Annotated in this window: 16 protein-coding genes; 4 read left to right on the top strand and 12 right to left on the bottom strand. The window is 43.4% G+C overall.

Annotation, left to right across the window (positions count from 1 at the left end; all coding sequences use genetic code 11):
- Nucleotides 1-189 precede the first annotated feature (189 nt).
- Nucleotides 190-1,290 (bottom strand): serine/threonine-protein kinase, encoded by a 1,101-nt coding sequence (locus JUI58_RS02840; protein ID WP_204102232.1) that lies wholly within the window; start codon nucleotides 1,288-1,290, stop codon nucleotides 190-192.
- Between the two features lie 428 nt (nucleotides 1,291-1,718).
- On the opposite strand from JUI58_RS02840, the gene JUI58_RS02835 reads away from it, so the two are divergent.
- Both JUI58_RS02835 and JUI58_RS02830 read left to right on the top strand, forming a co-directional pair.
- A complete protein-coding gene (locus tag JUI58_RS02835; protein ID WP_204102231.1) occupies nucleotides 1,719-2,483 on the top strand; it encodes a DUF561 domain-containing protein in 765 nt (254 codons plus the stop codon).
- Nucleotides 2,484-2,655: 172 nt separating this feature from the next.
- On the top strand, nucleotides 2,656-4,155 hold the full coding sequence (locus JUI58_RS02830) for an FAD-dependent oxidoreductase (protein ID WP_204102230.1): 1,500 nt from the start codon (nucleotides 2,656-2,658) through the stop codon (nucleotides 4,153-4,155).
- 61 nt (nucleotides 4,156-4,216) lie between these two features.
- On the opposite strand, the gene JUI58_RS02825 is transcribed toward JUI58_RS02830, so the two are convergent.
- Together JUI58_RS02825 and JUI58_RS02820 are read right to left on the bottom strand one after the other, a co-directional pair.
- Complete coding sequence (locus JUI58_RS02825) at nucleotides 4,217-4,504, bottom strand: hypothetical protein (protein WP_239121228.1); 288 nt, start codon at nucleotides 4,502-4,504, stop codon at nucleotides 4,217-4,219.
- Nucleotides 4,505-4,590: 86 nt separating this feature from the next.
- Nucleotides 4,591-5,700 (bottom strand): DegT/DnrJ/EryC1/StrS family aminotransferase, encoded by a 1,110-nt coding sequence (locus JUI58_RS02820; protein ID WP_204102229.1) that lies wholly within the window; start codon nucleotides 5,698-5,700, stop codon nucleotides 4,591-4,593.
- Between the two features lie 141 nt (nucleotides 5,701-5,841).
- Here JUI58_RS02820 and stpA point away from each other — a divergent pair, with 141 nt between their 5' ends.
- Both stpA and JUI58_RS02810 read left to right on the top strand, forming a co-directional pair.
- A complete protein-coding gene (gene stpA, locus JUI58_RS02815) occupies nucleotides 5,842-7,119 on the top strand; it encodes a glucosylglycerol 3-phosphatase (RefSeq protein ID WP_204102228.1) in 1,278 nt (425 codons plus the stop codon).
- 102 nt (nucleotides 7,120-7,221) lie between these two features.
- Nucleotides 7,222-8,133 (top strand): alpha/beta fold hydrolase, encoded by a 912-nt coding sequence (locus JUI58_RS02810; RefSeq protein WP_204102227.1) that lies wholly within the window; start codon nucleotides 7,222-7,224, stop codon nucleotides 8,131-8,133.
- A 34-nt stretch (nucleotides 8,134-8,167) separates the two neighbouring features.
- Here JUI58_RS02810 and JUI58_RS02805 read toward each other — a convergent pair whose 3' ends face one another.
- The 9 genes from JUI58_RS02805 to JUI58_RS02765 form a co-directional block, all read right to left on the bottom strand.
- Nucleotides 8,168-8,716, bottom strand: a complete 549-nt coding sequence (locus tag JUI58_RS02805) for a hypothetical protein (protein ID WP_204102226.1) — start codon at nucleotides 8,714-8,716, stop codon at nucleotides 8,168-8,170.
- Complete coding sequence (locus JUI58_RS02800) at nucleotides 8,713-10,083, bottom strand: AAA family ATPase (RefSeq protein WP_204102225.1); 1,371 nt, start codon at nucleotides 10,081-10,083, stop codon at nucleotides 8,713-8,715. Before JUI58_RS02800 ends, JUI58_RS02805 begins: the two co-directional genes overlap by 4 nt.
- 131 nt (nucleotides 10,084-10,214) lie before the next feature.
- Nucleotides 10,215-11,510, bottom strand: coding sequence for an adenylosuccinate lyase (gene purB, locus JUI58_RS02795; RefSeq protein WP_204102224.1), 1,296 nt, complete (start codon nucleotides 11,508-11,510; stop codon nucleotides 10,215-10,217).
- A 119-nt stretch (nucleotides 11,511-11,629) separates the two neighbouring features.
- Nucleotides 11,630-13,408: a tetratricopeptide repeat protein gene (locus JUI58_RS02790; protein ID WP_204102223.1), complete on the bottom strand. Its 1,779-nt coding sequence runs from the start codon at nucleotides 13,406-13,408 to the stop codon at nucleotides 11,630-11,632.
- 106 nt (nucleotides 13,409-13,514) lie between these two features.
- Entirely contained in the window at nucleotides 13,515-13,727 is a 213-nt protein-coding gene (locus JUI58_RS02785; protein WP_204102222.1) for a hypothetical protein, read from the bottom strand.
- Nucleotides 13,728-13,775: 48 nt separating this feature from the next.
- A complete protein-coding gene (locus JUI58_RS02780) occupies nucleotides 13,776-14,333 on the bottom strand; it encodes a hypothetical protein (protein WP_204102221.1) in 558 nt (185 codons plus the stop codon).
- 15 nt (nucleotides 14,334-14,348) lie between these two features.
- On the bottom strand, nucleotides 14,349-15,377 hold the full coding sequence (rfaE1, locus tag JUI58_RS02775) for a D-glycero-beta-D-manno-heptose-7-phosphate kinase (RefSeq protein WP_204102220.1): 1,029 nt from the start codon (nucleotides 15,375-15,377) through the stop codon (nucleotides 14,349-14,351).
- A gap of 10 nt (nucleotides 15,378-15,387) precedes the next feature.
- Nucleotides 15,388-16,815 carry a TonB family protein gene (locus JUI58_RS02770; protein ID WP_204102219.1) on the bottom strand — a complete coding sequence of 476 codons (1,428 nt, stop codon included), beginning with the start codon at nucleotides 16,813-16,815 and terminating at the stop codon, nucleotides 15,388-15,390.
- A 47-nt stretch (nucleotides 16,816-16,862) separates the two neighbouring features.
- Nucleotides 16,863-17,603 carry a precorrin-2 C(20)-methyltransferase gene (locus JUI58_RS02765; protein WP_204102218.1) on the bottom strand — a complete coding sequence of 247 codons (741 nt, stop codon included), beginning with the start codon at nucleotides 17,601-17,603 and terminating at the stop codon, nucleotides 16,863-16,865.
- Nucleotides 17,604-17,710 lie beyond the last annotated feature (107 nt).

The raw sequence follows: 17,710 nt of genomic DNA, 5'->3' as shown, positions 1-17,710 counted from the left end.
GGTTAATCCACCGAAAGCGGGTTAAAACCGCGCTTGCTCCAAGCCTGTCAACAGACTCCTACATCCCTTGGCTAAAAAATAGCTGTAGACTTACATGGAAGTATTGTAACGCAAGACGGGTTAAAACCCGTTGCGTTTGATGTCCATTGATTAAAATCAATGGCTAACCCTCACTCTCTAGCTTTAGGTTTAGCCGGAACTATGCAGCAAGGAATCGGGATATTTTGTTGATTTAGAAGTCGGACTAGGACGACGAGATTTCCAATTGCGAATTGATTGCGCCATTCTTTCTTTTTCTGAGAGGGGTCGTTGGGAGCCCTCTGTACCTTGTCTAGACTGAGGTTCCGTCTGAACAGTGGATTTGAGGTTGTTCATGCACTGGGAAAGATTATCTTGAGGAGAAGCAAAATTAAGATCTTCAATAATCGCATCCACAGATTGATAGCGCCGCTCTAATGAAGGTTCGAGCATTTTATCCAAGATTGGAGCCAAGATTTTGCTAACTTCGGCACGTTCTTGCCATTGCAATTTTCCAGTGCGGGGATTGGTTTTAAAGTCTAAGGGGGCTTTTCCCGTTAAGAGATATAAACTGGTTACGCCTAAAGCATAAATATCACTGGCGAAGACTGGGCGGAGAGAGAATTGTTCTGGGGGAGCAAACCCAACGGTACCGACAAAATGAGTGGTGACACCGCGAGTGGTATTTTCGCTCATTTGCGCTAATTGTTGTTTCACTGCTCCGAAATCAATGAGAACCAAACGCCGATCTTGAGACAAAATAATATTTTGTGGTTTAATATCTCGATGAATTACGCCGCGTTCGTGGACGTATAACAAAAGGTCGAGCATTTCCCGTAAAACACGCTTGACGGTTAATTCTGACTGGCATCCCTGCCGCCTCACCAATCTGGCCAGGGTTGCGCCTTTGATATATTCTTGCACGAGGTAGAATTCATCTCTTAATACGAAATAGTCGAGAAGCATGGGAATACGGGAATGATTGCCCAAGGCAGCAAGGATTTTGGCTTCTCTCTGAAAGCGATGGCGGGCTGTATCTAGTGCCTTTTTTTCGCTGACTCGGGGACAGAGTTGCTTAATGGCGCAGAATGGCTGTCCTGGTAATGACATATCTCGCGCTAAAAAGGTGACTCCAAAGCCTCCTCGTCCCAACATCCTTAAGATTAAATAGCGATCGCGAAACAACTCCTCGGTTCCGCAGAGTTGCCCGAGTTGAGTTTGGGAAAAAATATCGTTATGGAATTGGGAGAGGTTAGCAGGTGGAAAGGACATAAGACTTGCATCGGTGGGAGAAAAGTGGAATCTTAGTTTCTAGGCGCGATCGCGGTCTGAGGAAAAGCACAATTCGGAAAAGGGCGATCGGGTTTACGATCTTTCTACACGCCCCCCCTCTTTGTTTCCAAAGGTGACAAGTTGGGGGAATGACCCCTCACATTGTATTGTAATCAATAATGGCTCTAATGTCGCCAAAAAGCTCTTGTGATTTAGGTCATAGATATGTATAGCCAAACAAACTTCGAGAATGCGAAGCATTGGGGAACCCGATAGTCTGTAAAATTATTTTTAGGACTTACGCAGCTAGGGAGCGAGACGTTCCCACTACTGTATTCTATCGTTATGGTGGTGCTGGCATCCTGATCGCTAATGCTTAAGTCCTAATTTTGAGTAACCGAGTGGGTTGATTTACTCATCGGCTAATAATGATCTCTAAATCTAAAAGTATGAATTCTCAATTGCAACAGGCATTTGTGCGTAAAAATGTCCTCAAAGTCATTAGCGGCTTGAATAATTTCGATCGCGATCGCGTGGCGGCGACGGTGAAGGCGGCAACGGCGGGAGGGGCAACGTTTGTCGATATTGCAGCAGACCCGGAGTTGGTACGCATGGCACGTCAACTGACGGATTTGCCGATCTGCGTTTCGGCGGTGGAACCGGAAAAGTTGGCGATGGCGATCGCGGCGGGTGCCGATCTGATTGAAATCGGCAATTTTGATAGTTTTTACGCGGTGGGGCGACGCTTTGAGGCGGAGGAGGTTTTGGCATTAACCCGGCAAACTCGCGCTTTATTGCCAGATGTAACGCTTTCGGTGACGGTACCCCATATTTTAACTTTGGATCGTCAGGTGGCCTTGGCTGAGGCGTTGGTGGCTGAGGGGGCGGATATTATCCAAACTGAAGGGGGAACCAGTGCTGCACCCCAACATCCGGGAACTTTAGGGTTAATTGAAAAGGCTGCTCCTACTTTAGCGGCAGCGCGAGAAATTTCGCAAGTGGTTTCGGTGCCGGTTTTGTGCGCTTCGGGTTTGTCTGATGTGACGGTGCCAATGGCGATCGCGGCGGGGGCTTCCGGTGTGGGGGTCGGTTCCGCAATTAATCAATTAAACAGTGAGGTGGCAATGGTGGCTGCTGTACGTCGTTTGGTTGAGGCTTTAGCAACGGTTTCCACGGTTGAGGCGATCGTCTAATACGGTATCAATATATTCGTTAAGAATTGTAAAATAAAGTTGACTTTCCTGCGTTTTTGTGTTAGAACGCAGGATTATTCTTGATCGCGAGAAAAAGGTTTGATTTCCTTAGAATATTTAGGCGATCGCCTAAACTAAAATAATGTTTCTTCCCTTTTACTAAAATTCTCTCATGAACAATAAAAGAATCTCTTCCTCTTTTGGCATAAAACGACGCAATCTCTTATATTTATTATTGGGATTATCGGGCAGTCTGGGCATGGGAAGTTGTTCCCAGCTATCCGCAGAAACCAGCAAAAATGAGGGCGAAACAAATCTATATGATACTGTTATTATTGGTGGCGGTATTAGCGGACTAACGGCAGCTTTTCTTCTTAAGGAAAAGAATATTTTAGTGTTGGAAAAAGAAACATCTTTGGGAGGAAGAATTGTCTCGGGAGAATGGGAAGGATTTCACTATCCTAAAGGTACTGAATATATTGGAGAACCGGAAGGAGAATCCGCACAATTATTTTCACAATTGGGACTTAAAGCGATTAAAATGCCTCCTCCTACTGATGCGATCGCCTATCAAGGAAGCATTCATCATGGCAAAAATATTCTCGATTTTATTGACGAGGACACCCAAGAAGATTATTGGCGCTTAGAGGAGGAATTATCGAAATTAAACGATCGCATTGAAGACGATCTTTTTTCTGGGTTAGGCGATCGCAATGTTACTCCTCTCAAACAGTTTGCGGGATATGATGGGCAAACAATGGCAGAATGGTTAAAACAACTGGATATTGATCCGGTTATTCAGCAATATATTGATATTGAAAATCGGGGCTTATTTGGTGCAGCCAATAATGAGCTTTCTGTGCTGTTTAATATTCCTGAAATGGCTTATAATTTACCCGATCCTGAAGAAGCTAATGAGAGTGAAGTGTATACTTTTTCTCGAGGTATTTACGAATTAGTCGAAGTGTTGGCTCAAAGATTGGCTAAAAAGGTGGTAACAGGGGCAAAAGTTAGTCAAGTTGAAGTTAATGAAGAGGAAGAAGTTACTGTTAGTTATGAACGAGAAGGAAAAGAAGTTCTCGTGAAAGCTAAAACAGTGATTTTATCTACTCCTGCACCTATTAGCGATCGCCTTGTCACTCAGGGTTTTTCCAGCAAGGTCAAAAATGCGCTAAAATCCATTCAATATGCAGAATATGTGACAGTTAATTTATTCTTGCGCGATCGCCTTTGGAAGGACGCATGGACGCTATCCTGTTTAGATGATTTCTTTGTCACTCTTTACGATGCCATTCGCACGCAAGTTGATATTTCTTATAACGGTAAAGCAGTTTTAGGGGTTTATATTGCGGCGAAAGATGCCAAAGATCGTTCCTTGTTAAAAATGTCTGATGGGGAAATTGTCGATCGCGTCCTCAAAGATTTAGAAAAATATTATCCCGATATTCGCAGTCAAGTTTTAGGGCAAGATATTCAACGTTTTCCCTATGCTTTTCCTGCTTTTAGTCGTGACTATACAAAAGTTCTGGAAGTGCTTTATACTGATGAAATGTTGCAAAATTCTCCTCTTTTTCTAGCCGGGGACTATTTAGTTTATGCTACCTTAGATGGGGCGATCGCGAGTGGATTTCAAGCCGCAGAAAGTGTCAACGAATATATCACAGAAAACTAATTGTGAGAGGATTAAATTGCAGCGTAGAATATTCTCCAGAATATTCTATCTCCCTAAAACCTTATCTCCCTAAAACCTTAGAGGCAATAATCGTAATTGTCGCCGCAGCAATGAGAGTGAATGCTAATTGTACGACCCATTGCATAGCTTGTTGATAATCACTAAAGCGATCGTTAAATTTCTCTACATCTGTCACCAACTTTTCTACTATAGTATCTAGCCGTGCTACTGCAGTATCTAGCCGTTCTACCTTGGTATCCAGCCGTGCTACTGTAGCATCCAGCCGTTCCACTGTAGTATCCAGACGTTCTACTGTGGTAATTAATTTTTGTTCTTGTTCTGGGGTCATGGGGTTTTCTCCAATAAATTTTTCTGGGATTGTTCTGTAAAATTGCCCGAAAAATAATTCTACTATCCTTAAATTATAAGGCCATTTTAAAAACAATCTTTTAATCCGTAAATAACCCGATCTTGTTCTTCCTCAGAGAGTTCGGGAAACATGGGCAGAGAAAGCACTTCTTGGGCAACTTGTTCGGCATTGGGGAATTGTCCTGCTTGATAATTCAGATGTTGATAAACGGGTTGTAAATGGAGAGGAAGCGGATAATAAATCATGGAACTAATGCCTTTTTCTTGTAAGCGATCGCGCACCTCATCCCGCTTTGCCGATAAAATCCGAATCGTGAATTGATTCCAAACAGCTTTCCCCGTTTCTGGGGCTGACGGGAGGGCAATTTGCGAAAGAGATGTTAGGCATTCTTGATAGCGTTTAGCAACCTGCGATCGCCCTTCATTCCACTCGTCGAGATAGCGCAATTTAATCATTAAAATCGCTGCTTGTAGGGCATCCAAACGACTATTAACCCCGATCGCATCGTGAATATAGCGCCTCTTTTGTCCATGTTCTTTCAGCATCCGCACGATCGCGGCAATTTCTGGGTTGTTGGTAGTAACGGCACCCCCATCCCCACACGCCCCTAAATTCTTCGTGGGAAAGAAGCTAAAACAGCCAATGTGACCGATATTACCGACCTTCTTACCCGCCCATTCTGCCCCCGTTGCTTGGGCGCAGTCTTCAATGACCGATAAATTATGTTTTTGGGCAATTTCCATCAACCCCGTCATTTCCACAGGACGACCAAATAAATGGACGGGGATAATGGCTTTTGTTTTCGGCGTAATGGCGGCCTCTAGGCGATCGCGATCGAGGTTATAGGTAGCGCGATCGATATCGACAAACACGGGAGTCGCCTTCACTTCCGAAATAGTTTCCGCAGTAGCGATAAAAGTAAAGGGAGTGGTGATGACCTCATCTCCTTCACCAATATTAAGGGCGCGGAGTGCCAAATAAAGCGCATCTGTGCCGGAATTACAGCCCACGCATTCCCGCGTCCCGATATAGCCGCCAAATGCAGCCTCAAAGTCCGTGACAGACTGTCCGCCGATATAACGCCCCGATCGCAGGACTTCCAGGACTACAGTATCAACTTCTTGGGCGATCTGCTGGTACTGTCGGGTCAGATCGAGGGATGGAATATTGTTCACTCGCACAACACCTAAAAATTTTTCCTATCAAATCAAAAAATGGCCATTTTGTCATTGGGTTAGAGGACAGCGCAAATTCTGGATTCTTGGACATGATATAGTTTGCTCAGATATTATCCAAATGAGTTAATTATTTTTATCATGCTTTCTGCAACCTTAAGTCAATCTTCTTTTTCTTTAAAACATGATGAACTAGCGAGAGTTTTAACCCAAACTAAGAATTTGTTGATTATTCAGGATTTAGATGGTGTTTGCATGGGTTTGGTCAAAGATCCTCTGACGCGGGTTATCAGTACAAAATATGTTGAAGCGGTGCGATCGCTAAAGGAACATTTTTCTGTTTTGACCAATGGCGAATATATTGGCAAGCGTGGGGTCAATGGCATTATCGAACGGGCATTTAATGATGCAAAATGGGTCAGAGAAGAGGGCTTATATTTACCTGGTTTGGGAGCAGGGGGCGCACAGTGGCAAGATTGTTATGGTAATGTTTCTCATCCAGGGGTTAGCGATCGCGAATTAACATTTTTAGCACAGATTCCTCAACGCATCCGAGAACAATTGCATTCTTTTTTTCAAACTCATTCTGATTTGTTAGCCGATGAAAAAATAGAGATGTGTATTGATGCTTCTGTGTTAGATAATAAGGTATCTCCTACGGTGAATCTGAATACAATTTACGAGGCAATCTGCGATCGCACAGAAGATTATATTGCTTTGCAAAGAGCGATGAAAGATTTAATAGATAAATTCCTTCAAGAAGCTGCAAAAAAGGGTTTACAGAATTCATTTTTTGTGCATTATGCCCCCAACTTAGGACGCGATGAAACTGGACAAGAAATTGTGCGTTTTGCGAGTCAAAATGATTCGGGAACAACAGATTTTCAGTTTATGTTACAAGGTGCGGTGAAGGAAGCAGGAGTTTTAGCAATTCTTAATCTTTATTATTGGCACAGGACGGGTAATTATCCCCTAGGCAAAGAGTTTAGCGTGCGTCAAGCCCCGAAAACGCAAACAGGGTTATTACAACTCATTCGAGACAATTTTAACCCCCAAGAAATGCCGCTTTTGGTGGGAGTTGGCGATACAGTAAATAGTACGGTAGAAGAGAAAAATGGCAAAATTGAAGTGCGACGAGGAGGAAGCGATCGCAATTTCTTGCAATTAATTCAAGCTATTGGCAAAGAATGCGAACGTGATAATATTGTGGTGTATGTTGATAGTTCTCATGGAGAAGTAAAAAATCGTAAATCCGTGCGCTGCGATCGCGTAGATGGAGAATTAAAAGTAATAGAAGGTCCTTGCGATCCTCGCGATGTTAATGATCCTTTAATTTTAAATGTTGTGTTTCCCGAAGGTTATCAACAATATTGTCAATTTTTCCAAATTGTAGCACGCGATCGCAATTTCTCTGGCTAAAATCGACCTAGCAATTACCTCTTCCGTTTTAAACTGGGATCGAGAAAAGAGTCCGATTTGATTGTATAGTAGAACGCAGGTAGCTTTTTCTGAATTTAGCTTGTGATTTCTACGACCCAATGGCACGAACGCATTGGTTGGCAACGGGATTGGGTTTGGCGGGGTTGGCAGGTGCGTTATAGTTTCCGCAGATCCCCCACGGGTAAAACGCCTCTTCTCTTCATTCACGGATTTGGCGCGGCGATCGAGCATTGGCGGAAAAATATTCCCGTGTTGGGGGAAGATAGGACAATCTATGCGCTGGATTTATTGGGATTTGGGGCATCGAGAAAGGCGATCGCTTCTTATGGGGCGGAACTTTGGGTAGAACAGGTGTACGATTTTTGGCGCAGGTTTATTGGCGAGCCTGTGATATTGGTGGGGAATTCCCTAGGGTCTTTAGTGAGTTTTATGGCGGCGGTGAAGTATCCGGAGATGGTGGAGGGGTTGGTGATGTTGAATTTACCGGATGTGACGCTACGGGAAAAGACTGTTCCTAAGCCGTTTCGTTCCTTGGTGTTTGCGATCGAGGGATTTTTTAGCGGTCCGCTTTTTCTCAAGCCACTTTTTTATTTTGTGCGTCGTCCCTCTATGATCCGTACTTGGGTGAAGTTTGCCTACGAACAGAAAGAAGCGGTAGATGATGAATTAGTGAGCATTTTAGCACTGCCGCCGACGGATGGTGGGGCGGTGGATGCGTTTTGTGCGCTATCTTCTTCGGTGCGTCAGTCGGGTTTTTCGCGATCGGTTCGCGAATTGTTGCCAGAATTAACGATTCCTATCTTATTACTTTGGGGTCGTCAAGATCGGATGGTACCGTTTAGTTTATCCAAGAATTTTTTGGGATTAAATCCTAATTTAGAGTTTGTTCCTTTGGATAAAGTGGGTCACTGTCCTCACGATGAAGATCCAGAGACATTTCACCGGATTATTTTACCTTGGTTGGCTGCTAAATGCGATCTTAATAAGGAATAATACCCTACTCTACGCAAACCTGCGATCGCAAATCTTAGTCTTGTATTCTAAAACTGGCGAGGATGCGATCGCTTTCAAATTCTGCGCCATTATTTAACCATGCGATGGGTTGCTCTTTCTCAATGCGATCGGGATTTACCCAAACAATCTCGCGAATTTCTTGGGCTTTTTTAGAAGCATTCGCAAACGATCTTCTGGACTTTTCATCGAGAGAGATAATTGTTTTATCTGTTTCTAATGCGGCTTTAAGAAGACGAAAATCTTTAGCCATATTTCTTTCATGTCCTTCATTATCCGCAGTTGTCGCGATCGCGTCCCACACTTCTTGATAATCTTTAGGATTAATTGGCAAAATTTTCCCTCGACTCACCATTTCTGCTTTCCATTCTAGAATTGTTTCTGATTTACAATGTTTCTCCCATTCTTGTCTAATTTCTGGCGTGATGACGATGCAATGACCGTGATCGCGGATGGCTAAGAGAAATTCACGACAATTTATAGCAGTTGAATATGTTGTCTCTTCTTTTCCCATAGAACGACCAACACAAGCATCAATGACAAGATTTTTAGAGGAATTACTCATTTAATTCTTTCAAAAAGTTTTGTTTCTGCGGCGGTTAAATAGCGATGGTTGAGTTGCATGGAAATATCGCCAAAATCTTCTGGCCAATCTCCATAAGCGCCTGTTTCATCTAAATTGACACTATTGATGGTCGTTCGTCCATCTTCTTGTCGAGTAAACCAATGCAGTTTAACTAAATCAGGATTTAATGTTTCTTCTGCAACAAGAGTTTGAATCGCACGAAGCAATAAGGCGCTGTGAGTTTCTAGAACAACTTTTACACCTCGTTTTGCTGCATCGGCAAGAATTTCTCCTAATGCTACTTGTGCGCGAGGATGTAAGTGCAATTCTGGCTGTTCTAAATATACTAATTGTCCGGTTTCTGCAACGAGAAGGGCAACAAGAACGGGTAAAACTTGGGAAACTCCAATGCCTACATCGGCAATATTAACAGTTTGAGAAGTTGCTGTTTTGTTTGGCATTAAGCCTACTTGCAACTCTACTTGCACATCATTGAGTTGTGTTGCTTCTACTGTCCAAGTAAGTCCGAGTTTTTGGAGATTTTCTCTGAGTTTTCCTAAGCGATCGTCTTGTGTTTGCTGCCAATAACTAATAATACTGGCTGCATATTTTTCAAAAGTTCCTTGAAAATCTTGACCAATGGCTGTAGTAGGATAGCTTCTTTCTGGATTTCCTCTTAAACCTGGAAGGTGTAAGATTTGGAGAATGGGAGACTCAATCCAAGGAATAATAGATTCACTATGATAAAAAATACGTCTCTCATATAGATTGGCATAAGATTCAACAAATAGCTCTAAAAAACATCTTTTATTGGTTATCGACCATTGCAAATTTTTTTTGTATTCTAGAGATATTGGGATTGAATCTTTAAAAAGTATTTCATAGTCATCAGGATGATAAAAACTCAACATATTGATAATCTCTGCCTTAGTCATATTTTGACGAAATCGAACTTTTTGATCGCCGAATATATGAGTTGATTCAACAATCTCGATTTTTCCTTTTGTAGGCTTTTCGTAGACTGTTCTGAGATTCCAATTCAATCTTTCTAAGTTTACAGAAAAGGAACGCTCTCGATCGCCAAGCTCGCTATAAGAAAAAAGTTGTTCTTCTAACGTAAACTTAACATGAGGACCATTGAGCAAGAAAACTCCCGGATTATAAGGGGCTTCTAATGTTTGTTTCATTAACAATAAAGGCTGCATAATACTGGATTTTCCAGAACTATTCGCCCCCGCAAGAATGGTTAATGGTGCTATCTCAATCGAACACTCATCATAAAGCGATTTAAACCCCTGAATTGTGACTTTTGTAATACCTTTTTCCGCTATTATGCTATTATTTTCGGAAAGTGTATTCTGGCTCATTTTCTGCCTACTCCAATTTTTTGACCCGATCGCGTTTCCCCAAATACCCAGTATATCTAGATTTCCCCGATTATTGCGATCGCATTCCTCCCCCCAATATCCCCCAACTTTCCGAAATGCGATCGCAAATTTTAAATACTCAGACGCTGATAGATTCGATCCAAGTTTTTCAAATGATGTTGCGGATCGAAACAAGCAGAAATGTCTTCAGGGGACAAATGCTGCGCGATGGTAGTGTCTTCCTCAACGAGTTTGCGGAAGTTACCATCGGGAACATTCCACGCGGTATGGGCGCAAGACTGCACTACTGTATAAGCATCTTCCCGATTCATGCCCTTTTCAACAAGAGTTAAAAGCACACGCTGAGAGAAAATAACCCCCCCGTAAACATTCATATTTCGCTGCATATTGCCAGGATACACCAAAAGATTTTTCACCAAATTAGTAATATCTTTCAACATAAAATGCACGAGAATACAACTGTCTGGAAGGATAACTCGTTCTACAGAACTGTGAGAAATATCGCGTTCATGCCAAAGTGCGACATTTTCCAACGCTGCGATCGCATTTCCTCGCAAAATTCTTGCCATTCCTGTCAGCCGTTCTGATTTAATCGGATTGCGTTTGTGAGGCATAGCAGACGATCCTTTTTGTCCCTTTGAAAAAAACTCCTCTACTTCGAGAACATCAGTACGTTGTAAATTGCGAATTTCCACCGCAAATCGTTCGATGGAAGCCGCAAGAAGAGCCAATTGCTGTACAAATTCTGCATGGCGATCGCGGGAAATGACTTGGGTTGAAGCACAATCAGGAGTGAGTTGTAGCTTTTGACAGGCGATCGCCTCAATTCTCGGATCGACATTGGCATAAGTTCCTACCGCACCGGAAACTTTACCCACAGAGATATCTTCTCGCAAACGCACGAGGCGATCGCGGTTTCGCAGCATCTCCGACAACCATCCTGCTAACTTAAATCCGAAAGTGATCGGTTCTGCGTGAATGCCGTGAGAACGTCCCACCATCACTGTATTGCGGTGCTGTTGTGCTTGATAGCGTAAAGCCTGAATAAAATCCTCGACTTTCCCTAAAATTAGCCCTAAACTGGCGACCATTTGCAATGCTAATCCTGTATCTAATACATCTGAGCTAGTTAATCCCACGTGAATGTAACGCCCCGCATCTCCTACATATTCATTTACATTAGTGAGAAAAGCAATCACATCGTGACGTACTTCAGCTTCGATTTCTAAAACGCGATCGCGGTTAAAATTAGCTTTAGCTTTAATTTCCTCGACGGCTTCTGCGGGAATGTAGCCCAATTCTGCTTGCGCTTCACAGACTGCAATTTCCACTTGCAGCCACATTTTCATTTTGTAGTTATCTGTCCAGAGATTGCCCATTTCGGGCAGAGTATAGCGTTCTATCATTCTAAGCTATTCGCAGGCGATCGCCTCTATTGTGGTGCGCCCTAAAATTAAAAAACAACTTTCCTAGTTTACCATCTTGGTATTGTCTGCGATCGCGCAGATTGTCAAAGCCGATATTATTATTGAGACTCAAGGAATTCTTTTTCTTGCTCTAACTTTTGGCGAAATTCATCATCAATAAAAGGCAAATATAAACTACAATAAACTAACCCATATAAATAAGGACAATGACCCGAAGCAGGAACATTTTCTAACAATTCTTGGAATAGGGTAATAATATCGATCGCTGCTTCTTCATTTTCTAAAGCAATCTGCATTAAAGCAATAATAGCTGCTTCTGTTGTCCAATCCATTGGACCCCGTGCGAGGTCGAATAATACTTGCTTTCGGAGAGAGTTTTCCCAATCTGTATCGAGATAAGCGATCGCCAAAGCAGCCGCAACTTGAAGGCGATGCAACCATGACCAAATAGCCATTTCTGGGGGATGTTGGGGAGGATGTACCATCGCCCCTAATAAAGAATTAAGATGTTCTTGTCCCCAAGAAGTAGCAATTTGACGTGCAATTTGACACCAACTATTTAAACTGTAAGGCTGCATTGCTAAAGAGGCGATCGCCTCTACAACTTCTTCTCTAGGAGGTTCAATATTTGGATAAGGATCGATCCCTTCATAACGCCATAAAAGATAGTTAACAGGAGTAAGAGGGAGACGAGGATCGGGATTTTGTATTTCTTCAATCTCAATAGAAATATTTTCTAACGCAAACTTTTCTTGCATATAAAGTTGCAGAACTAAACGAGAACTAGGAGACTCTAAAAATGTTAATTTTAACTTTTCTAGATGACCTTGTTCTGGGTTTCTCTCAGAAGTGGAAAGAATATTTATTGTCGCATCAGTTGGCTCGGGTAAATAACCAAGATAGGGAGAAAGTAAGATTTCAAGATGGTTAAATAGCTGAATTGCAGTCTCATTATCGGGATGTTCGTTGATGTAAATTTGTAAGCTATCTTTCCAAACAATATCCTGTGTTTGGAAGAATTGATAATAGAGCCAATAAGGTTTTGCCCAGGGATGTTCTGGTTCGCGATCTAGGATTTTTTGATAGCAATAAATCCCCTCTTTAAATCGTTCTGCATCGCAAAAAAGATCCGCCATATCCAGAAGTACAGTAAGATCGTTAGGATTGTATTTGAGGGCATTTTGATAGGCATCAATCGCTGGCTCAATTTCTCCTCGAGCGCGATAAACTAAAGCTAAACTAACAGCCGTTTTCCAACAGGGAAGAATTTCGTAATTATTTTGAGCAAGTTCTAAGGCTTCTTCTAAATAGCCTAATTTTCGGAGTAAAGCAATATGAGAAAAAGCTAATAATTCATCTTCTGGAGACAACTGACGCAACTGAGAAAGGGAAAAAACAATGCGATCGAGATGTTCGCGATCGCCTTCGTTTTCAATGCGATCGCCTGGGAATTTGGTGAGTAAAATTTGCAGCAGTTGAGTGCGTGTTTCTGTCGTCAGGGAATTTGTCGCTTCGGGAAGAGAAAGCCAGTCAGCGATCCACGGTAAGTAAATCGGTTCAGGGAGGATTTTCAGGACTTGAGAGAGCCAATAAAATCCCTCGTTATAATGACCTCGATAAACTAAGATATATGCCCGCACGGCCAGCAATGCAAAACTAACATCTTGTTTGAGTGGAACAAGTGTGAGAGAATCTTCTGCTGTGGCAATAATTTGCTGGAGGAGATTAAGCCAATTTGGGTTTTGTGGATCAATGCTAAGGGCAAAACTGAGATGAAAAACTGCCCGTGAGAGTTGACCTTTAGCCAAAGCAACCGAAGCGCTTTTAACATTATCTTCAGGGGTTAACTCGATCTGAGATGGAGGTTGATGTTCCACAGTTAAACACTTCTTGGATCGCTTCAAAACTGGATTATACTTTAGCAAATATTGGCAAAATAAACTATCACAAATTTACTTTTTATCTTTTTGAGATCCCACTCTCCTAACGAAACATTTTCTGAATGGTTTCGGGAAGTTGTAGAATTTGTTCCCAGAGGTCTTTCGGTCCGATACCGAAGACCAGTTGTAAAATGAGGACGATAGCTGCTATAGTCAGGGCTGTTTTGATACTAACCTTGACAATTTTGATCAGCCATGTGAATACTAGCCATGTGACAATAATAGCAGCGATAAGAATAATCAGGTTGATCGACATTGTGAATCAGTTATAGATAATGGATATTACCGATCTTAACCTTCTCAATCATGTAAGAGAAGAGAACATTGTAGGAGTAAGAGTAGAAATAAATGCTAAATTGGCTTTAATTTGCATTAGAGGCTGTTTGACTACTTCTCGGAAATACATTGGTTGTTGCGATTTATTGAGTTTAAATTGGGTAATGGAAAAGAAAATATCCCCATCAAAAAGACCTTGAAATGCCAGTACATATTCTTTTTCTGCATTTGTAGCTTCAAACCATTTTTCCTCGATATTGTAATCGGTTATGGATAGACGAAGGGGGATTTGTTCTTGTTTATTAACAACAATAAAAAATGCTGGGAAAATTTTCCCGCAAATATTCAACCAATAATCCTGAGTTTCCGCAAAAACAAAAGTATTTTCATCCTCCTGACAATGATTTTGCAATTGACTCGGAGTTGGTGCGATCGCCGTTGGGGAAGGTGACTGAAGAACTGAAAAAGAGGCAATTGTCTCCAAGGTAGGTGCAAGAGAAACTAAAGGTTCCGGGGTTGATCGATTGCATCCCAGCCAACTAGGAGTCAAACTTAAAATTAATAGTGTTTGTAGATATTGTCTCATTACAATATGAGGAAATTAAGCCTCTTCCAAAAGATTAGTTAAAGCTGTCTTCATCTCCTCAACACTGGTTGTAGCTGTGCCAAATTGTCGCACAACAATACTGGCTGCTAAGTTACCTAAAACCGACGCTTCCCAGAAGGAAGCCCCCGCACATAAAGCCAGGGTTAAAGCGGCAACTACTGTATCTCCTGCCCCGGTAACATCAAAAACATCTGTACGGTTAAAGGCAGGAATATGATGAAGAGTTAGATCGCGATCGCATAAAGTCATCCCCTCTTCTCCTCTCGTAATAAGGATTTCTTCCGCTTGAGTTAATGCTAATAAATCCCGCGCAGCATTGGCCAAAGTCTCTTGATTATTAATGCCATATCCCACAGCATTTTCCGCTTCTGGTAAATTGGGGGTGAATAAAGTTGCTCCTGGATAGCGGTTTAAGGCTTTTTGTGCGTCAACAATAACCCTTGAGTGAGATAAACCTGCTTCGATAACTGTGGGGGTTAAAACGCCTTCGCCATAGTCGGAAAAAACCACTGCATCCACGGTATCGAGTTGGCTGCGAATGGCTGCGGCCAGTTGATTTTGAATCTCTAGATCAGGGAGTTGGTCGGACTTGCGATCGATACGGACGATCTGCTGAGTAACGGACTGTCTCGCGTGTCCGGCGATGCGAGTTTTGGTAACAGTAGGACGATTTGCATCGGTAATAATGCGATCGCCATCGATACCAGCCTCGGCAAAAATGCGCCGTAATGCCTCTCCTTGGGCATCATGACCCGTCAAGCCGATCGCCTTCACTTTTGCCCCTAATTTGGCAAAATTGTAGATAGCATTTCCTCCACCCCCTGGAATTTGGCGCGTGTATTCATGGCGTAGAATCAAAACTGGAGCCTCTCGAGAGAGACGTTCGACTTGACCCGTGAGAAACTCATCTAAAGTTAAATCGCCAATCACTAAAATTTTGGCGCGATCGAAGCGATCGAGTAAGTCAAAGAGTTTCGGGGCAGCAGATGCAAGAATGGGCTTAAATGCTTCAAAATCGGGCATTGGGAATCTTTTATTGGTCTGTATTGGGAGGAGTGAAAGTTTTTTCTTCCTTTTCTGGAGATCCTGGAGGAGTGACAGAAGGATCAGGGGGTGGGGCTGGTAAAGGAGTAGATGGGGGAGACACCACAGGAGAAGGACTGGGAGAAGGACTGGGAGAAGGAGTTGGAGAAGGCGTTGGTCTAGCAGGAGTTGGGGAAGGACTGGGAGAAGGCGATGGTCTTGGGGGAGTTGCTAAAGTTGGACAGATATTGGGATCGTAGGTAAAACGAACAGTGACGCGATAGGGTATCGGTGCAGATCCAGACGCTAAACCCGCGCTAGTCACCTGCGCGATCGCCTGTTGGTCTAAAATGCGATAGCCAGCACTGCGAATTTGCTGTACATCCGTTCGTCGGCCATTGGGTTGTACCACAACACCATAGACTGCTGTTCCCTGCGCCCGGTTAATACAGGCATCCTTGGGATAGGCTCCCTGCATTGCAGTAGTACGAAGTTGCTCTCTTGCTTGGGGTTGGTTGGTTTCAGCAATCCAACGTTCTTGATTATTGCGGGCTTCTTGGTCAGTGGTATTTTTATCATTGGTGCGATAATCTTCTCGCAGACGAGCAATCCGATTATTATTAGCTTCTTCCTGTTGTCGCGCTGCTAATTCTTGAGGGGATAGAGGTCTTTCCGGTGCGGGAGTTGCAGGAGATGGAATCGTTAAATTTTCAGCACCTGTTCTACCTCGGCCTGCTGCGGCCAAACGGTTGAGGATATCATCACTACTGTTAGGTAATTTAGCATTTTGATTGTTATCGAGATCGAATAAATCGCGGCGCAATTGTTCTTCTCGTCTCCGTCCATTCTCTGAAGACGAAGAACCTGAGAGAGTTGGAATGCGATCGCCGCGAGATGGGGGCGAATTGCGGGAAATATTATTATTGCCCACATTGCGCCGTAACGTGCGTTCGATCGCGGCAAGATTGGGAGTAGAACCATTGGGGGGAGGAGAGGTGGGGGGAGGAGAGGTGGGGGGAGGAGAGGTTGAGTTCGTTTCACCAGGACGGGGAGGTAAATTAGGGCGCGATCGCGTTTCTCTTCTCAGGTTGCTTGGCGATCGTGCAGTGAGATCGCTTTCTCTGGGGCGAGGGGTGGCGGTAGAATCAAAAGAAGGTAGAGTTAGTCTAGCATCGGGGTCGCTAGGTAGCTCGAAAGAATACTCGGGTTCAGGAGACGTATAGAGTTGAGGTAAGCGGGCGAACTCTGCGGGGGTGAGTTCCACCAGTTGAACGTTACGCGGTAAGGCGAAATCCCCCCCCCCACCTTCCGAGAAAAAGGGCAAACTCGGTAGGGCGACCCCAATGCTGGCGTGTAGTCCCACAGAGGCAAATGCAGCGATGGTGGTGGGATGTCGCAGTTGGAGAAATAGGGCTTGTCCAAAGGAATTCAAAGACATTGCAGGAGTTTAACGGGAAAGGGCAGCAGATCGAGGTAGCCTATATTTTAACGCGCGGCTGGAAATTCGCGAGAATTTTCCCAAGTCTGACGATTGATTTGAATGATGAGGATGGAAAAATAGCTTAATTTTAAAGTAGGGCGATCGCGCAAATTGTAGATTTTTTGGTCGGGACAGGTTGCCCGTTCTACAATCCAACTCTCTGCTAATAAGTTTCGTTTCTCTAAAATCTGCCAAACTTTTTCATAAACCGAAGCGACTTTGAGGAGGACGACAACATCTGCCCAAGCCAAGACGGATTCTAATTCATCAACGGTGTAAAGGGCGGGTAAAATAGCCATGCGCTGCCCTTGAACCGTTAAGGGAATTCCCAGCATGGCTGCTGCTGCACAAGGAGACGTGACTCCAGGTACAATTTCGATCTTGACTTCAGGATGGTGTTCTTGTAGGGTTTGCGCTAAATGAGTAAAGGTGCTGTAAAAACTAATATCTCCCTCACAAGCAAAGGCAACATTCTCACCTTTTTGGAGATATTGCCAAACCCGATCGGCGGCTTTTTCCCAGGCTTGAGTCAGGATCTGGCGATCGCTAACGTAGGGAAATTCTAGGGGAAGGGTGGGTTGTTGATAAGTCAACCACGGTTCGATAATCTGTTGTGCGACCCCAGGTTTGCCATTAATTCCCGCAGGAAAGGCGATCGCGTCGGCTTCTCGAAGCAGTCTCAAGCCTTTGAGGGTAATCAATTCGGGATCTCCCGTGCCTATACTAATACCGTAAAGAGTTCCCATATTATCAATTATCAATTATCAATAGGACTTACACATTAACGGGCAAGATGCCCGCACTACCATAGCCAGAGAATACAGTAGTGGGAGCGTCTCGCTCCCTGGCTGCG

It is taken from the genome of Spirulina sp. CCY15215, from assembly GCF_016888125.1.
In the GTDB taxonomy this organism is placed as follows: Bacteria; Cyanobacteriota; Cyanobacteriia; order Cyanobacteriales; family Spirulinaceae; genus CCY15215.
The sequence above is the reverse complement of the archived record's forward strand: the minus strand, read 5'-3'. Positions and strand labels throughout refer to the sequence as shown.